The organism is Streptomyces sp. NPDC050535, assembly GCF_044457665.1.
GTDB lineage: Bacteria > Actinomycetota > Actinomycetes > Streptomycetales > Streptomycetaceae > Streptomyces.
The window spans coordinates 36,644-52,737 of sequence record NZ_JBITHE010000015.1 but is presented as its reverse complement, the minus strand read 5'-3'; the positions used below and the strand labels follow the sequence as shown (position 1 = coordinate 52,737).

Below are 16,094 nucleotides of genomic sequence, written 5' to 3'. Positions count from 1 at the left end.
GGAACCTGGTGGCACTCACGCTCACCGAGGAACAGGACGAACTCCGGGCGACGTTGCGCCGTTTCCTGGCCGACAGGTCGCCGAGCGCGGTGGTGCGCCGCTGGACGGAGTCGGAGGAGGGGCATGATCCGGCGGCATGGCGGCAGATGGCCGGTCAACTCGGTCTCCAGGGCCTGGCGTTCCAGGAGAAGTACGGCGGCTCCGGTGGCGGACCGGTCGAACTCGCCATTGTGCTTGAGGAGTTGGGCCGTGTGCTGTTGCCGTCGCCGTACTTCGCGACGGTGGCTCTCGCCGGCCAGGCCCTCGCCGTCTCCGGCGACGACGCGGCGAAGGCGCGCTGGCTGCCCGCGATAGCCGACGGTTCACTGACGGCCACTCTGGCGCTGGCCGAGGAGAGCGGGTCATGGCGGCCGGAGGATGTCACGGCCGCGGCAAGCCGTGGCGACGACGGCTGGACGGTGTCCGGCACCAAGATGTTCGTGGTCGACGGCCACACAGCCGGCCTGATCCTCGTCGTGGCGCGTACGGACACGGGCCCGGGGTTGTTCGCTGTCAGCGGCAGCGCCGCCGGCGTGAGCCGCGCACGGCTCGACGCGCTCGACGCGACACGACGACTGGCACGGATCGATCTCGCCGGCGCTCCGGCGCTGCGGGTCGGCCCGGACGGTGACGCCTCCGCCTATCTGCGCGCCGTGACCGACCTCGCCGTCGTGGCGCTGGCCGCCGAGCAGGTGGGCGGGGCACAGGCCTGTCTGGACGCGGCGGTCGAGTACGCGAAGGTCCGGGTGCAGTTCGGCAGGCCGATCGGATCGTTCCAGGCGATCAAGCACAAGTGCGCCGACATGCTGCTGGAGGTCGAAGGAGCGCGCTCGGCGGCCTACCACGCCGCCTCGGTGGCCGCGCGGGATCCGGCCGGGCTGTCCGCGCCGGCCGCGCTCGCCGCCGCTTACTGCTCCGACGCCTTCAGCCATGCGGCGAAGGAGAGCATCCAGATCTACGGGGGCATCGGCTACACGTGGGAGCACGACGCGCACCTGTACCTGAAGCGGGCGAAGTCGAGTGAGCACCTGTTCGGGGGCCCCGCGATGCACCGGGCCAGGCTGGCCGACCTGATCGGAATCTGATGACCTCGCCTATTCAGTGCCCTGATAATGTTCCTGTTTCCGGTTTTCTCAGAGATGTGCGCATCAGAAGTACAATTAAGTGTACTCTATTGGTGAGTGGTGAGTGGCGAGTGAGTCACATCGGCCTCCCGAAAGGCTGATCACGTGGGAATTCGCGACCGCCTGTCCCGACTGCTGGCCGAAGCCCCCCTCGACGCCGAGGCGATCGAGCACGACGGAACCTGGTGGACATGGGGGCAGGTTCAGGAGACCGCGCGAAGTGTCGTCGACGCGCTCGACACCGCTGGACTGGGTGCCGGGAGCCGCGTCGGTGTCGTACTCGAGAACCGGCCCGAGCACGTCGCCGTGGTCGCCGCCGTCATCGCGTCCGGGCGTTGCCTGGTAATGCTCAGCCCGTTGCAGCCCGCGGCGCGGCTCGCGGCCGACGTCACCCGCTGCGCACCACCGGTCGTCGTCTCAGGGGCCGAACCACTGGCACGCGATGGGGTGTTGGCCGCCGTGACCGCGCACGGAGCGGTCCTGGAACTGGCACCCGACGGCGCCGTACGCCTCACCGGTGGCGCGGCGACCGCAGTGACGACCGCCAATCCCGGCGTCGCCGTGGAGATGCTCACCTCGGGTACCACCGGCGCCCCCAAGCGGGTGCACCTGCGCGACGGACAACTGGACCAGGCACTCCTCTCCGGCGGACAGACACCGAAGTCAGGCCGGCTGCTGTCGGGTTCGGCGTCACTCGTGGCCGCCCCACTCGTGCACATCGGGGGACTGTGGCGGGCCCTGGCCTGTCTCGCCACCGGGCGCCGCATGCTCCTCCTGCCGAGGTTCGCCGTCGAACCGTGGGTCGACGCGGTGGAACGGCACCGGCTGCGCGCGGCGAACCTGGTACCCGCGGCCATCCGGGCCGTACTCGACGCAGGCGTACCCGACGAGCGGCTGGCGAGCCTTCAGGTGGTCACCTCCGGCACGGCGCCCTGCCCCGCGGAACTGGCCGACGCGTTCTTCCGGAGATACGGCATTCCGGTCCTGATGACCTATGGAGCCACCGAGTTCGCCGGCGCGGTCGCCGGCTGGACGCTCCCGCTGCACGGGAGATGGTGGCAGCGGAAGGCGGGCAGCGCCGGCCGCGCCTTCCCCGGGGTCGAACTCCGGGTGACGGGCGACGACGGCGTCGAACTGCCGGCCGGGCGGACCGGGCGGCTGGAGGTCCGTACCGACCAGAGTACGGAGGGCGGCCGTGCCTGGGTGCGGACCAGCGACCTGGCCCGGATCGACGCCGACCGGTTCGTGTGGATCGAGGGGCGCGCCGACGACGCCGTCATCCGCGGCGGTTTCAAGGTGCAGCCGGAGACGGTCAAACGCGTGCTGGAGACCCACTCCGCCGTTCGTGAGGCGGCCGTCGTCGGACTGCCGGACCAGCGACTCGGTGAGGTCCCGGTGGCGGCCGTCGAAGCCGTGCCGGACCGGACACCCCCGACCGTCGCCGAGCTCGTCGAGCTGTGCCGCGGCCAACTCCTGCCGTACGAGGTGCCGGCACACATCGTCGTACTCGACGCGCTGCCCCGAACGCCGTCGAGCAAGGTGAGCCGGGTGGAGCTGCTGGACATCGTGCGCGCCCGGCTCGCGCACCCCACGACGGCCTGAGTGTCCGAGGAGGACCTTCGATGACCAGCACCGGGACGGAACGCGCGGAGCGCTTCGGCGTGTTGACCGACGAGGCGATCGAGCGCTCCCGGCGCCGCCTCGGCATCCCGGTCCCGCAGCGCAACCCGCCCCACAACTACGAGGTGACCTGGGACGGCGTACGCCACTTCGCGTTCGGTTACGGCGACGACAACCCGCTCTACTGCGACCCGGAGCACGGGGCGAAGACCCGCTGGGGATGCCTTGTCGCGCCACCCACCTTCCTCTACACCATGGGCGAGGACGCGGCCCCGAAGCCCGGTCGGGAGACGAAGGCGCTGCTGAAGGGCGACCCCTTCGCCGGTCTCGGCTCCTACCAGGCGGTGATGGAGTTCGAGTGGTGGCGACCGCTGCGACTCGGCGACCGATGCCGGGTGCTGGAGACCCAGGTGGCCGTCGAGCCGAGGCGCAGCAGTTTCGGCGGGCGCTCCGCACATGTCGTCCGTGACTATCTCTACGCCAACGAGCGTGGCGAGCCGCACGCCGTACGGCGCGGCACCTGGATCAACGCCGAGCGGCACGCCTCGAAGCAGCGGGCCAGGGAACGGCTCGTACAGAACCCCTACACGGCCGGGCAACTCGCCGAGATCGACGCGGCCTACGCGGCCGAGACCAGGCGCGGTGCGGAGCCGCGCTACTGGGAGGACGTCGAGATCGGAGAGGAGTTGCAGCCCCGGGTGAAGGGTCCTCTGACCACCACCGACGTGGTCGTCTGGCACCTTGGCTGGGGCATGCAGCTGACCCCGCCCGGCGTGTTCGGCATCTCCGCGCGGATCCGGCGCAAGGCACCGGGGCTCTACCCACCCAACCCGCTCAACATCCCCGACACGGTCCAGCGCCTGCACTGGGAGCCCGAGCGGGCCCGTGAACTCGGCCTGCCGAACCCCTACGACTACGGGGGAATGCGCGAGACCTGGCTGTGTCATCTGCTCACCGACTGGATCGGTGACGACGGCTGGCTCTGGCGACTGCGCTGCGAGCACCGCAGGTTCAACTACCTCGGCGACACCACCTGGGTGCGCGGCACGGTCGTCGACAAGCGGCGGACGGGCGGGCGGCACGAGGTGCACATCGAGGTGCGCTGCGAGAACCAGCGGGGAGAGGTCACCACTCCCGGCACGGCCGTCGTGCTCCTGCCGACCCGGGACCGCGCAGTCGAACTGCCCGCGCCGCCCGCCGAGGATCTGGAAGGCCTGGTCGCGCACGAACTGGCCCGCTTCGCGGTGCCGGCCATCGAGGACAACAGCTGAGGAGGAAACGTGTCGGACGAAGTGCTCGTGGAGCGCCGCGGCGCGGTCCAGGTCATCACGATCAACCGCCCGTCGGTCAGGAACGCGCTCGACGCCGGGGTCGCCACCGGCGTGGCAGCCGCGGTGGACGAGCTCGACGAGTCGGACGAACTACGGGTCGGGGTGCTCACGGGCGCGGGCGGGACGTTCTCCGCCGGCATGGACCTGAAGGCCTGGCTGCGGGGGGAGACACCCGCGATCGAGGGCCGCGGACTGTGCGGCATCAGCATCACGCCGCCGCGCAAGCCGCTGATCGCCGCGGTCGAGGGCTGGGCTCTGGCCGGTGGGTTCGAACTGCTGCTGGCCTGTGACCTCGTCGTCGCGGCCCGTACGGCGCGGCTCGGTGTGCCGGAGGTGAAGCGGTCCCTGGTCGCCAGGGCGGGGGCGGCGCTGTTACTGCCGCAGAGGATCCCGTACGCGATCGCGCTGGAACTGCTCCTGACCGGTGAGCCCGTCGACGCCGTACGCGCGGCCCAGGTCGGCCTGGTCAACCGGCTCACCGACGAGGGCGGCGCTCTCGACGGAGCTCTGGAACTCGCCGGGACGATCGCGGCGAACGGCCCGCTCGCCGTCGCGGCCACCAAGCGGATCGCGCGCTCCACCGCCGACTGGACGCTGGAGGAGGGCTGGGCGGAGCAGGCCGAGATCGCCGCACCGGTCTTCTCCTCGCAGGACGCGCGGGAGGGCGCCGCGGCGTTCGCCGAGAAGCGGGCGCCGGTGTGGAGGGGGCGTTGACCATGGCGGAGACGTTGACCGTGGCGGGGCCGCCGAGGACGGCAGGTCCACTGGCCGGCTGCCGGGTGGTCGAACTCGGAGGCATCGGCCCCGGTCCGTTCGCCGGCATGTTCCTCGCCGACCTCGGTGCGGAGGTCGTCCGCGTGGACCGGCCCGAGCGGGCGGACGAACCGGACGCGGGCGGACCCGCCGACGTACTCAACCGCGGCAAGCGGTCGGTGGTGCTGGACCTCAAACACCCGTCCGCGCCCGCTGCCCTCCTCGACCTCGTCGAGCACGCCGACGTCCTGATCGAGGGATTCCGCCCCGGGGTCACCGAGCGGCTCGGCATCGGCCCGCACGTCTGTCTGGCCCGCAACTCCCGCTTGGTGTACGGCCGGATGACCGGATGGGGCCAGAACGGTCCACTGGCCGCCGCGGCCGGGCACGACCTCACCTACATCGCCCTCACCGGGGCGCTCGGCGCGATGGGGGACGCGGGCGGACCGCCGCAGATCCCGCTCAACCTCGTCGGCGACTTCGGGGGCGGCGGCTGTTACCTCGTCATCGGCGTACTCGCCGCACTGCACGCGGCCGGGCGGACCGGCCGCGGACAGGTCGTGGACGCGGCCATCGTCGACGGTACCGCCCACCTGCTCGCCAGCACCTTCGCCAAACTCGGGCGCGGCGAGTGGAGCGACGAGCGAGGTGTCAACCGGTTCGACGGCGGATGGCCGTTCTACGCCGTGTACGAGACCCGCGACGGCCGCCACATGGCGGTCGGCGCGCTGGAAGCGAAGTTCTACCGGAGCCTCGTCGGCCTGCTCGGCCTCGACGTCGATCCGGACCGCCAGCACGACCGTTCCACCTGGCCGGAGCTGCGCCGCCGCCTGGAAAGGCGGTTCGCGCAGCGCACACGGGACGAGTGGACCGCGCTGTTCGAGGGGACCGACGCCTGCGTCGCGCCGGTCCTCAGCCTCACCGAGGCGGCGGCCCACCCGCATGTGGCCGCCCGGGGCAGCCTGGTCGACCGTGACGGTGTCGTACAGCCCGCCGCGGCCCCCCGGTTCTCCCTGACGCCGTCGAGTCCCGGGACCACGGCACCGGCCGTGGGCGCCGACACGAGTGACGTGTTCCGCGACTGGGGAGTGGGCGGCATCGGCGAACTGCTCGACAGTGGTGCCGCCGTACAGGGTGGCAAACCGAACGAGAGGATCCGGTCATGAGGGACGCCGTCATCGTCGACGCCGTACGCACCCCGATCGGCAAACGCAACGGCTCGCTGTCCACTGTGCACGCGGCGGATCTTTCGGCCCGGGTGCTCACCGCCCTGGTGGACCGCACCGGAGTGGACCCCGCGACCGTGGACGACGTGATGTGGGGGTGTGTGACCCAGATCGGCGACCAGTCGAGCAACATCGGCCGCTTCGCCGTACTGGCCGCCGGGTGGCCCGAGCACGTGCCCGGTGTGACGGTCAACCGGGCGTGCGGTTCCAGCCAGCAGGCGGTCGACTCCGCGGCCCACGCCGTCATGGCGGGTCAGTACGACCTCGTGGTCGCCGGCGGCGTCGAGACGATGAGCAGGGTTCCGCTCGGCTCGCACCGGACCACGGGCCAGCCGTACGGGCCCGCGGTCCTCGAACGCTACGAAGGCTTCGAGTTCAGTCAGGGCATCGGCGCCGAACTCATCGCAGAGCGCTGGGGGTTGAGCCGGAAGCAGCTCGACGAGTTCGCGTCCGCCTCGCATGCCAAAGCCGCCGCCGCGATCGACGACGGCGCGTTCGAGGACCACGTCGTGCCGATCGAGGCCGACGGCACGAAGTTCGCCGTCGACGAAGGGCTGCGGCGGGGCACGTCGGTCGAGACACTGGCCGGCCTCAGACCGTCCTTCAAGGAGGACGGCGTGATCCACGCCGGGAACTCCTCCCAGATCTCGGACGGCGCCGCGGCCCTGCTCATCACCACCACGGAACGCGCCCGCGAACTGGGCCTCGCCCCCCTCGCGCGCTACCACACCGGAGCGGTTAGCGGCGCCGACCCGATCGCGATGCTCACCGGCCCGATCCCGGCGACCGAGAAGGTCCTGCGCCGTGCCGGACTGTCCATCGACGACATCGGCGTGTTCGAGGTCAACGAGGCGTTCGCACCGGTCCCGTTGGCGTGGCTGGCCGAGACCGGCGCCGACCCGGAGCGGCTGAACCCGCTCGGTGGCGCCATCGCCGTCGGTCACCCGCTCGGCGGCTCCGGAGCGATCCTGATGACGCGGATGCTGGCCCGGATGCGGCGCCGCGAGCTCCGCTACGGCCTGCAGACCATGTGCGAGGGCGGCGGCACGGCGAACGCCACGATCATCGAGCTGCTGCGGTGACCCCGGACCGCCCGCTGCCCCAACCGTCGCTCGCCAGCTCCGAGTTCTGGCGCTCCGGCGCCGACGGCGTCCTGCGGATCTCCCACTGCGACGACTGCGGGCGCTACTTCCACCCACCGATGCCGTTGTGCCCGTCCTGCCGCAGTCGGGCGGTCGCGCCCGAACCCGTTTCAGGACGGGCGGTGGTGGTCGGCTTCACGGTCACCCACCAGACCTGGCTGCCGTCCTTCCCGCCCCCGTACGTCGTGGCGGTGGTCGCGCTCGCCGAGGACGACCGGGCACGCCTGACGACCAACATCGTCGGCTGCGCACCGGACCGGGTGAGCGTCGGCATGCCGGTCCGGGTGCGCTTCGAGCGGACCGAGGACGACGCCGTGTACCTCCCGCTGTTCGAACCGGACGAAGGAACAGCGGGCCCCGGTTCGCTGCCCGAACCTCGAAAGGTGCGCGCCGCCCTGCGGCCGATGGCCTCCTCGCGGAAGTACGAGGACAGGGTCGCGCTGACCGGTGTCGGACAGTCGCGTGTGGGCCGGAGGCTCATGACCGACCCCCTCTCGCTCACCGTCGACGCGTGCCTGGCCGCGGTGGCGGACGCGGGCCTGGACCTCGACGAGATCGACGGACTTTCCACCTACCCCGGACCTACCCCGGACGGCATGAGCGAGGGCGGGATCACCGCCCTGACCGAGGCGCTGCAACTGCGGCCCACCTGGGTCAACGGCGCCCGCGAAACCCCTGGGCAGATCGGCTCGATCACCGCCGCCATGCTCGCAGTCGCCGCCGGGCTGTGCCGGCACGTGCTGTGCTTCCGCACGGTCTGGGAGTCCTCCCACGCCGCCCTGGTGCGCTCCGGGCGGTATCCGGCCGCGGCGGGCCGCGCCTCCGGCATGTACGAGTGGCGCACCCCCTTCGGCGCCGTGTCGGCCGCGCAGTGGATCGGCTGCAACGCCTCGCACTACATGCACCGTTACGGCGTGGGGCGCGAGGCCCTGGCCGCCATCGCCGTCACCGAGCGGGCCGGCGCCGCACGCAACCCAGAGGCGCTGTACCGCGACCCGCTGACGCTCGACGACTACTACGACGCCCGGACGGTCACCACGCCGTTCGGCCTCTACGACTGTGACGTGCCCTGCGACGGCGCGGTGGCCGTCGTCGTCTCGGCGGTCGAGACCGCGAAAGACCGGCCCCGGCCGCCAGTCCTGGTGGAAGCCGTCGGCACGGCGATTCTCGAACGGCTCAGCTGGGACCAGGACACCCTGACCCATGTGCCCCAGTCCCAGGGTCCCTCCGCTCACCTCTGGACGCGCACCGACCTCACCCCCGCCGATGTCGACGTCGCCCTGCTCTACGACGGGTTCACCTTCAACGCCCTGTCCTGGATGGAGGGCCTCGGCTTCTGCGGACCGGGCGAGGCCACCGACTTCATCGCGGGCGGCAAGACCATCGCCCTGGACGGTGACCTCCCCCTCAACCCGCACGGCGGGCAGTTGTCCGCGGGCCGGCTCCACGGCTACGGGTTCGTCCGCGAGGCCATGCTGCAACTGCGCGGCGAGGCTCACGGCCGACAGGTCGAGGACGCGCGGTCGGCCGTCGTCACGGCGGGCGGCGGAGTGCCGTCGGGGGCGATGCTCCTGCGGGCGGCGCGGTAGTCGACAGCCGTGAGTGGTCAGCCGTCGTCGGCGAGGCTCCGGAGGAGCGTGCGGTAGCCGTACGCCTCAACGGCAAGTCGTCGCGGGGGGACTCCGGAGGGCACAACGGCCGTACGCGGTCACCGCCGAGGTTCCCGGGGCAGCCCCAGCCCACGTTCGGCTATCTGCGTGCGCAGGATCTCGTTCGCTCCGCCCGCGATGCTGAAGGCCCGCGAGTACAGGTGCGCGTCCTGCCACCAGCCGCCCGCCACCGCACCCGGATCGCCCTCGGTGAGCAAACCGTCGGTACCCTGCAGACGCAGGCCGAACTCGACCAGGTCGTGGTTGAGTTCGCTGAAGAAGATCTTGCCGAGGAGCGCGTCGGCGGGACGCTCCGTGCCGGCCAGCATCCGCGACTGGGCGAGGCCGGTCATCGCGGCGTTCGTGTGGACCCGCGTGGCCAGTTCACCGATCGCCCGGCGGGTGGCGGAGTCGTCGAGCGCGGGACGCCCGTCCACTTCCGTCTCCTCGGCGAGCCGCAGCAGGTCGTCGAGCACCGCGAACAGCTCGATCCCGCGGGCGGCCACGCCGGAACGTTCGTGACCGAGGCTGCTCATCGCCACCCGCCAGCCGTCGTTCACGTCGCCGATCACGTTCGCGGCCGGGATCCGGACGCCGTCGAGGAAGACCTCGTTGAAATCGGTGGTCCCGGTGATCTCGCGCAGCGGCCGGACATCGACGCCGGGACTGCGCATGTCGAGCGCGAACGCCGTGATGCCCTTGTGCCTGGGCGCGTCCGGATCGGTGCGGGCGAGCAGGTAACCCATGTCGGCGTGCTGCCCGTTGGTCGTCCACACCTTCTGACCGTCGACGACGAACACCGCGTCCTGGCCCTCACCCACCCGGCGCGCGCGGGTCCGCAGTGCTGCCAGGTCGCTGCCCGCCTCCGGCTCGCTGAACAACTGGCACCACACGTCCTCGCAGGCTCGGACGCGGGGGAGGAACCGGGCTCGCTGCTCGTCGGTGCCGAACTCGATCAGGGCGGCCGAGGCCAGCGACGCCGCGCCGACGGGGGGCCAGGTGCGGGCCCGGCTGATCTCCTCGGCGACGACGGAAGGCTCGAGAGGATGCGCGTCGGGCCGGCCTCCGTACTGTGCCGGCCAGTCGATGCCGAGAAACCCCGCCTCGTACAGCTTCGCGGTCCACTCCCGGATCGCCGGCATCATGCCGGACTCGGGCGCGCGCACGCCCGCGTACCGTTTGACGCCGGGAGCGTGCTCCGCGACGAAGGCCCGCACTTTTCTCCGGAAGGCGTCGAGCTCCGGAGTGATCTCCAGTCGCATCGCTTCCGCTCCTCGTCATCAGGGGTCAGGCGCCGCTATGAGGTCACCTTAAAAGGGAGATCCGTGCGTGGGCCAGAGCGCGGCCATGGCATTTTCCTCGGGTGAGATGGAAAGAGTGCACTCTCGGCAGCACGCAGGAGGTCCTCCGGATAACTAGACTGGGGCTCCGCGATCCCCGTCCGAGGAGTTCACCCATGGCGACCGTCGCCGACGTCGAGCCTGCCGGAACCGAGCCGGAGCCGGGTTCCGCAGCGGGCGGAACCGGCACCCTGGCCGTGCAGATCGCTCATCGCATCGAGGTGGACGTGATCCGCCGGGGGTGGCCGGTCGGCGAGTCGCTGGGCTCCGAGGTGGACCTGCGTGAGCGTTTCGGGGTGAGCCGCGCGGTGCTGCGCGAGGCGGTGCGGCTGGTTGAGCACCATCAGGTCGCCAGGATGCGACGCGGGCCGAACGGCGGTTTGTTCGTGTCCGCGCCCGACGCGGGCCCGGCGACCCGGGCCATGGTGATCTACCTGGAGTACGTCGGCACCAGCGTCACCGACCTGCTGCACGCCCGTCTCCTGCTGGAGCCGATCGCCGCCGGACTGGCCGCGGACCGGATCACCGAGGACGGGATCGACACCCTCCGCGCCGTTCTCGACGACGAACGCGCCCACTGGGACGAGCCGGGCGTCCACTCCCAGGACCCCCTGCATCCCGTGCTCGGCCGGTTGTCGGGCAACGCGGTGCTGCATCTGTTCGTCGACGTGCTCACCCGTCTCACCGCGCGATACGCGCACACCTCCCGCCGGATCTCCAAGGCGGAGACGCAGTCGGCGCGGGAGATCTCGCACGAGGCGCACCGCGCGGTCGTCGACGCGGTGATCGCCGGTGACGGCGCCCGTGCCCAGACCGCGCTCGGCGCCCATCTGGAGTCGGTGGCCGCCTGGATCGAGAAGCACCGGGTGCGGCGCGGACCGCGGATCTCCGGGAACGTCGTCGAACCCGAACTGGTGGAGGGTTCGCGGGCCAAACTCGCCGAAGTGGTCGCCGCCCGCATCCACGACGACATCGCCGCGCGCGGCTGGCAGGTCGGCCAAGTGCTCGGCTCGGAGACCGATCTGCTCGCCCGCTACGGAATCAGCCGTGCCGTACTGCGCGAAGCCGTCCGGCTGCTGGAGTACCACTCGGTGGCCCGGATGCGCCGCGGCCCCGGCGGCGGGCTGATCGTCGCCGAACCGGAATCGCAGGCCAGCATCGACACGATGGCGCTCTTCCTGGAGTACCAGGGCGTCACGGCCGACGATCTGCGGATCGTCCGCAACGCCGTCGAACTCGGCACCGTCGCGCGGGTCACCGCCCGGCACGCCGACGGTGACGCGGAGGTGGCCGACCGCCTGACCAAAGCCGTGAGCTGGGCCACGGACGGCCCGGCCGAAGACCCGCGCAAGGCAGACCTGTTCCACTCCGAACTCGCCGACCTGGCCCAGAACCCGGTGCTGTCGCTGTTCCTCGCCATCATCACCGAACTGTTCCGCCGGCACGCGGCCGGTCACGACCAGCCGCTGCCGGGCGACACCGCTGCCGAGGAGGTTCAGCACGTACACCAGCGCATCCTCGACGCGATCCTGGCGGGGGACGCCGGGCTCGCCCGCCACCGGACGCGGCGGCACCTGGACGCCCTCATCCCTTGGTGGCACTGAGTTGATAACACTGATCTGATGTCGCTCCCTGCGGATCTCGGCCGCAGGGAGCGTTTTTCTGTTCGTGGGAGGGGAATTGCGTATACTGAATTAGGTCGAGTCGAAGGAGATCCGATGCGCCGGTCCCTGTTCGCGCAGGACCACGAGGACTTCCGCCTGCTGGTCCGCGACTTCATCGCCCGCGAGGTCACCCCGGCATACGAGGACTGGCGGCGCGCCGGCCTCGTCCCCCGGGAACTGTTCACCGCGCTGGGTGCACTCGGCATCATCGGCACGGCCGTACCCGAGTCGTACGGCGGGGGCGGCCAGGACGACTACCGCTTCAACGTCGTGATCCAGGAGGAGTGCGCCCGCGCGATCGTGACCCTGGGCGGCCTGCGCACCCATCTCGACGTCGTCGTCCCGTACTTCACCTCGCTGGCGAACGCGGAGCAGCGGGCCCGCTGGTTTCCGGGCCTGGCCTCGGGCGAGCTGTACACGGCGATCGCCATGAGCGAGCCGGGCACGGGTTCCGACCTGGCGGGCATCGCGACGCGCGCGGTGCGCGACGGTGAGGACTACGTGCTCAACGGGGCCAAGACCTTCATCACCGGCGGTCACCACGCCGACCTGGTGATCGTCGTGGCCCGGACCGCCACCGACCCGGACGACCGCCGGGCCGGCCTGTCCCTGCTCGTGGTGGAGAAAGGCATGCCCGGATTCACCGTCGGACGCAGACTGGAGAAGATCGGACTGACCGCTCAGGACACCGTGGAGTTGTCCTTCGACGACGTCCGGGTCCCGGCCGCCAACCTTCTCGGCGAGGTGGGGGCGGCCTTCTCCCACCTGGGCCGCAACCTCGCCCAGGAACGGCTGGCGATCGCGGTCGGCGCGGTCGCCCAGACACGAGCCGCGATCGACCTGACCGTTTGCTACGTCCGCGACCGGACGGTGTTCGGCCGACCGCTGTCCCATTTCCAGAACACCAAGTTCGAACTCGCGGCCATGGCAGCCGAGTTGGAAGCGGCGCAATGCCTGCTCGACGCGGCGGTCACCGCGCACGTCGCGGGTGAGCTCAGCCCCGTGGACGCGGCGAAGACCAAGCTGTTCTGTACCGAGACACAGGGCCGGACGGTCGACCGCTGCCTCCAACTGCACGGCGGCTACGGCTACGTCGTCGAATCCCCGATCGCCCGGCTGTACGCCGACGCCCGCGTCACCCGCATCTACGGCGGCACCAGCGAGGTCATGAAGACCATCATCAGCAAGTCCCTCGGACTGTAGGGAGTGTTCATGGACATCGACGGCTCTTCGGCGCTGGTCACCGGCGGTGCCTCCGGGCTCGGCCTGGCCACCGCACGCCGGATCGTCGACCGCGGCGGCCGCGTCGTCATCGTCGACATCTCCGAGGAACAGGGCGTCAAGGCCGTCGCCGACCTCGGCGAGGCGGCACGGTTCGTCCGTGCGGACGTCACCGACGAGACCGCGGTCACCGAAGCCCTCGACGCGGCGCAGGAGCGCGGGCCGCTGCGCTGCGTCGTCCACTGCGCGGGCCGTGGCGGCGACCGCACCCGGATCGTCGACCGCGACGGCAACCCGGGGGACCTCGCCACGTTCGCCGAGGTCGTACGGGTCAACCTGATCGGCACCTACAACGTGCTGCGGCTGGCCGCCGTACGCCTCGCCGGGAACGACGTCGTCGACGGCGACCGCGGCGCCGTCGTGCTGACCGCCTCGGTCGCCGCGTTCGACGGGCAGATAGGCCAGACCTCCTACACCGCGGCCAAGGCCGGCGTGCACGGCATGACCCTCGTCGCCGCCCGCGACCTGGCCGGCCGGCAGATTCGGGTGAACACCATCGCCCCCGGCATCATGGACACCCCCATGCTCGGCCGCCTCCGCGAGGACATCCGCGAGGGCCTGGCGGCCTCCGTGCCCCACCCCAAGCGGCTGGGCGACCCCGACGACTTCGCCCGCCTGGCCGTCGAGATGCTGGAGAACCCCTACCTCAACGGCCAGACCGTCCGGCTCGACGGCGCCATCCGTATGGCTCCGCGTTGAGCGCGGGACGAGCCGAGAGGACGTCGGGCGTCCAGGAGCCCGCGGACGGCCCGGTGGAGACCGACGAGGAGTTCCGTACCCGTCTGCGGGCTTTCCTGACGGAACACCACCCCGGACGCCGCCCGAAAGACCCCACCGAACGGCTGGCCTGGCAGAAGTCATGGCTGGCCACGCTGTTCGACGCCGGGTACGCCGGGCCGAGCCGGCCGCGCGAGTACGGCGGCATGGACCTGAGCTTCGCCCGCCAGGTGATCTACCAGGAGGAGTACGCGAGAGCCAGGGTGCCCGGGCCGCTCGGCACCGGACTCGGCATCGCCGCGCCCACCCTGGTCACGTACGGCACGGCGGAGCAGAAGGAACGCTTCCTGCCTCCGATGCTGCGGGGCGACCAGGTGTGGGCGCAGGGGTATTCCGAGCCGGAGGCGGGCTCGGACCTCGCCGCGCTGCGCACGTCCGCGCGGCGGGAGGGCGGGGGCCCTGACGACCCCGCTGCGGAGTACGTGGTCAACGGGCAGAAGGTGTGGACGAGCGCGGCGGACATCGCCGACATCCTCTTCACCCTGGTCCGCACCGGCCCGCCGGGATCGCACCAGGAGGGGATCAGCTACCTCCTCATCGACGCGCGCGCCGCGGGGGTCACCGTACGGCCGCTGCGCGACCTCACCGGGGACGCCCACTTCTGCGAGATCTTCTTCGACGACGTACGGGTCCCGGTCGCCAACAGGATCGGCGAGGAGAACGGCGGCTGGTCCCTGGTGCGCACCAGCCTCGGCCACGAGCGTGCGGCCGGGGCGATGAACCAGGCCGCGCTGTACCGGCGCGTGCTGGACGAGTTGATCGAGCTGGCGCGCGAACGCGGGGCGACGGCCGATCCCCTGGTGCGCGACCGGCTCGCGGACTTCGAGATACGGGTGTCGATCATGCGCCTCACCGGGATGCGCACGATCGCCGACATCATGGCCAAGGGCGAACCCGGCCCCGCGTCGTCGACGTCGAGGCTGTTCATCGTGACGTTCGAGCAGGACCTGCACGAGTTCGCCCTCGACCTGCTGGGTCCGTACGGAATCCTCGGCCGCGCCGACCCGCACGCCGTCCAACGAGGCCGCTGGGTCTGGGGATTCCTGCGCACCCGGGCCTCGACCATCGGGGCGGGCACGGCCGAGATCCAGCGCAACACCATCGCCGAGCAGGTGCTGGGCCTGCCGCGGGATCCGACGACGCCGAACGCGGAGAGGACACGATGAGAGCCGCACGCTGCACGGGGTACGGGCCGCCCGGGAGTCTCAAGGTCGCCGAACTCGACGACCTCCGGCCCGGCCCCGGGGAGGTACTGGTCCGCGTCCAGGCCGCCGCCGTCAACTTCCCCGACGTGCTGATCGTGGCGAACCGCTACCAGGTGCCTGCGCCGCTGCCGTTCACACCCGGCAGCGAGTTCGCCGGATTCGTCGCCGCTCTGGGGCCCGGTGTGACCGGCCCTCCGGTCGGCTCACCCGTGGCCGGGGCGGTACTCACCGGTGCCTTCGCCGAGCAGGTGGTCGTACCTGCCACGAGCCTGCGCCAGGTGCCCGACGGTCTCGACATGGTCCACGCCGCCGCGTTCCACGTGACCTACGCGACCGCCTACCACTCCCTCGTCACCGTCGGACAGGGCGCGGCGGGGGAGTGGGCGGTGGTGCTCGGCGCGGCGGGCGGGGTCGGTTCGGCGGCGGTCGACGTCGCGACGCGGCTCGGCATGCATGTGGTCGCCGCCGCGTCGAGCGAGGAGCGGCTCACGGTCGCGCGCAAGCTCGGAGCCTCCGCCGGCGTCGACTACGCCCGTGAGGACCTCAAGCTCCGGCTCCGCGAACTGACCTCGGGCGAGGGCGCCCACCTCGCGATCGACCCGGTGGGCGGCAGGTACGCGGAGGCCGCCCTGCGCGGACTGCGGCGGGGCGGCCGGTTCGTCACGGTCGGCTACGCCGACGGGGAGATCCCGCGGATCCCGCTGAATCTCGTCCTCCTCAAGGACCTGGTCGTACGGGGCTTCGAGATCCGGACCGTACGCCGGTACGCCCCGGACGCGGTGGCCGCGGCCGACCGCGTCCTCGCCCGGCTGGTGCGCGAGGGGATGCGTCCGCTGGTCTCCCGGGTCCACCCGCTCGCCGATGTGGCCGCCGCGCTGACGGACGTGGCCGAGCGCCGCACCACCGGGAAGGTCGTGCTCGACCTGACGGCCGGTTAGGCGGC

General features: G+C 71.6%; 13 protein-coding genes. 12 read left to right on the top strand and 1 reads right to left on the bottom strand.

The window, feature by feature from the left end; all coding sequences use genetic code 11:
- Positions 1 to 8 precede the first annotated feature (8 nt).
- The 7 genes from ACIBLC_RS28890 to ACIBLC_RS28860 all read left to right on the top strand — a co-directional run bounded on the left by ACIBLC_RS28890 (position 9) and on the right by ACIBLC_RS28860 (position 8,824).
- A complete protein-coding gene (locus tag ACIBLC_RS28890; RefSeq protein WP_399214201.1) occupies positions 9 to 1,124 on the top strand; it encodes an acyl-CoA dehydrogenase family protein in 1,116 nt (371 codons plus the stop codon).
- Positions 1,125 to 1,268: 144 nt separating this feature from the next.
- Positions 1,269 to 2,765, top strand: coding sequence for a class I adenylate-forming enzyme family protein (locus ACIBLC_RS28885; protein WP_399214200.1), 1,497 nt, complete (start codon positions 1,269 to 1,271; stop codon positions 2,763 to 2,765).
- Positions 2,766 to 2,785: 20 nt separating this feature from the next.
- A complete protein-coding gene (locus ACIBLC_RS28880; RefSeq protein WP_399214199.1) occupies positions 2,786 to 4,054 on the top strand; it encodes a MaoC family dehydratase N-terminal domain-containing protein in 1,269 nt (422 codons plus the stop codon).
- Positions 4,055 to 4,063: 9 nt separating this feature from the next.
- Positions 4,064 to 4,828 (top strand): crotonase/enoyl-CoA hydratase family protein, encoded by a 765-nt coding sequence (locus ACIBLC_RS28875; protein ID WP_399214197.1) that lies wholly within the window; start codon positions 4,064 to 4,066, stop codon positions 4,826 to 4,828.
- Between the two features lie 2 nt (positions 4,829 to 4,830).
- Positions 4,831 to 6,033, top strand: a complete 1,203-nt coding sequence (locus ACIBLC_RS28870) for a CaiB/BaiF CoA transferase family protein (protein WP_399214196.1) — start codon at positions 4,831 to 4,833, stop codon at positions 6,031 to 6,033.
- Positions 6,030 to 7,175: a thiolase family protein gene (locus tag ACIBLC_RS28865; protein ID WP_399214195.1), complete on the top strand. Its 1,146-nt coding sequence runs from the start codon at positions 6,030 to 6,032 to the stop codon at positions 7,173 to 7,175. The genes ACIBLC_RS28870 and ACIBLC_RS28865 overlap by 4 nt, the downstream gene beginning before the upstream one ends.
- Positions 7,172 to 8,824 (top strand): thiolase C-terminal domain-containing protein, encoded by a 1,653-nt coding sequence (locus tag ACIBLC_RS28860; protein ID WP_399214194.1) that lies wholly within the window; start codon positions 7,172 to 7,174, stop codon positions 8,822 to 8,824. Before ACIBLC_RS28865 ends, ACIBLC_RS28860 begins: the two co-directional genes overlap by 4 nt.
- Positions 8,825 to 8,943: 119 nt before the next feature.
- On the opposite strand, the gene ACIBLC_RS28855 is transcribed toward ACIBLC_RS28860, so the two are convergent.
- Positions 8,944 to 10,146 (bottom strand): acyl-CoA dehydrogenase family protein, encoded by a 1,203-nt coding sequence (locus ACIBLC_RS28855; protein ID WP_399214192.1) that lies wholly within the window; start codon positions 10,144 to 10,146, stop codon positions 8,944 to 8,946.
- Between the two features lie 194 nt (positions 10,147 to 10,340).
- Here ACIBLC_RS28855 and ACIBLC_RS28850 point away from each other — a divergent pair, with 194 nt between their 5' ends.
- The 5 genes from ACIBLC_RS28850 (at position 10,341) to ACIBLC_RS28830 (ending at position 16,089) form a co-directional block, all read left to right on the top strand.
- Complete coding sequence (locus tag ACIBLC_RS28850) at positions 10,341 to 11,828, top strand: FadR/GntR family transcriptional regulator (protein ID WP_399214191.1); 1,488 nt, start codon at positions 10,341 to 10,343, stop codon at positions 11,826 to 11,828.
- Positions 11,829 to 11,942: 114 nt separating this feature from the next.
- Positions 11,943 to 13,091 (top strand): acyl-CoA dehydrogenase family protein, encoded by a 1,149-nt coding sequence (locus ACIBLC_RS28845; RefSeq protein ID WP_399214190.1) that lies wholly within the window; start codon positions 11,943 to 11,945, stop codon positions 13,089 to 13,091.
- Positions 13,092 to 13,100: 9 nt separating this feature from the next.
- On the top strand, positions 13,101 to 13,868 hold the full coding sequence (locus tag ACIBLC_RS28840) for an SDR family NAD(P)-dependent oxidoreductase (protein ID WP_399214189.1): 768 nt from the start codon (positions 13,101 to 13,103) through the stop codon (positions 13,866 to 13,868).
- Positions 13,865 to 15,112, top strand: coding sequence for an acyl-CoA dehydrogenase family protein (locus tag ACIBLC_RS28835; RefSeq protein WP_399214187.1), 1,248 nt, complete (start codon positions 13,865 to 13,867; stop codon positions 15,110 to 15,112). The genes ACIBLC_RS28840 and ACIBLC_RS28835 overlap by 4 nt, the downstream gene beginning before the upstream one ends.
- Positions 15,109 to 16,089, top strand: a complete 981-nt coding sequence (locus ACIBLC_RS28830; RefSeq protein ID WP_399214186.1) for an NADPH:quinone oxidoreductase family protein — start codon at positions 15,109 to 15,111, stop codon at positions 16,087 to 16,089. The genes ACIBLC_RS28835 and ACIBLC_RS28830 overlap by 4 nt, the downstream gene beginning before the upstream one ends.
- Positions 16,090 to 16,094 lie beyond the last annotated feature (5 nt).

Coding starts and splice junctions, on each gene's coding strand:
- ACIBLC_RS28840 (WP_399214189.1), top strand. CDS start 13,101: ATGGACATCGACGGCTCTTCGGCGCTGGTCACCGGCGGTGCCTCCGGG.
- ACIBLC_RS28865 (WP_399214195.1), top strand. CDS start 6,030: ATGAGGGACGCCGTCATCGTCGACGCCGTACGCACCCCGATCGGCAAA.
- ACIBLC_RS28880 (WP_399214199.1), top strand. CDS start 2,786: ATGACCAGCACCGGGACGGAACGCGCGGAGCGCTTCGGCGTGTTGACC.
- ACIBLC_RS28855 (WP_399214192.1), bottom strand. CDS start 10,146: ATGCGACTGGAGATCACTCCGGAGCTCGACGCCTTCCGGAGAAAAGTG.
- ACIBLC_RS28845 (WP_399214190.1), top strand. CDS start 11,943: ATGCGCCGGTCCCTGTTCGCGCAGGACCACGAGGACTTCCGCCTGCTG.
- ACIBLC_RS28870 (WP_399214196.1), top strand. CDS start 4,831: ATGGCGGAGACGTTGACCGTGGCGGGGCCGCCGAGGACGGCAGGTCCA.
- ACIBLC_RS28850 (WP_399214191.1), top strand. CDS start 10,341: ATGGCGACCGTCGCCGACGTCGAGCCTGCCGGAACCGAGCCGGAGCCG.
- ACIBLC_RS28830 (WP_399214186.1), top strand. CDS start 15,109: ATGAGAGCCGCACGCTGCACGGGGTACGGGCCGCCCGGGAGTCTCAAG.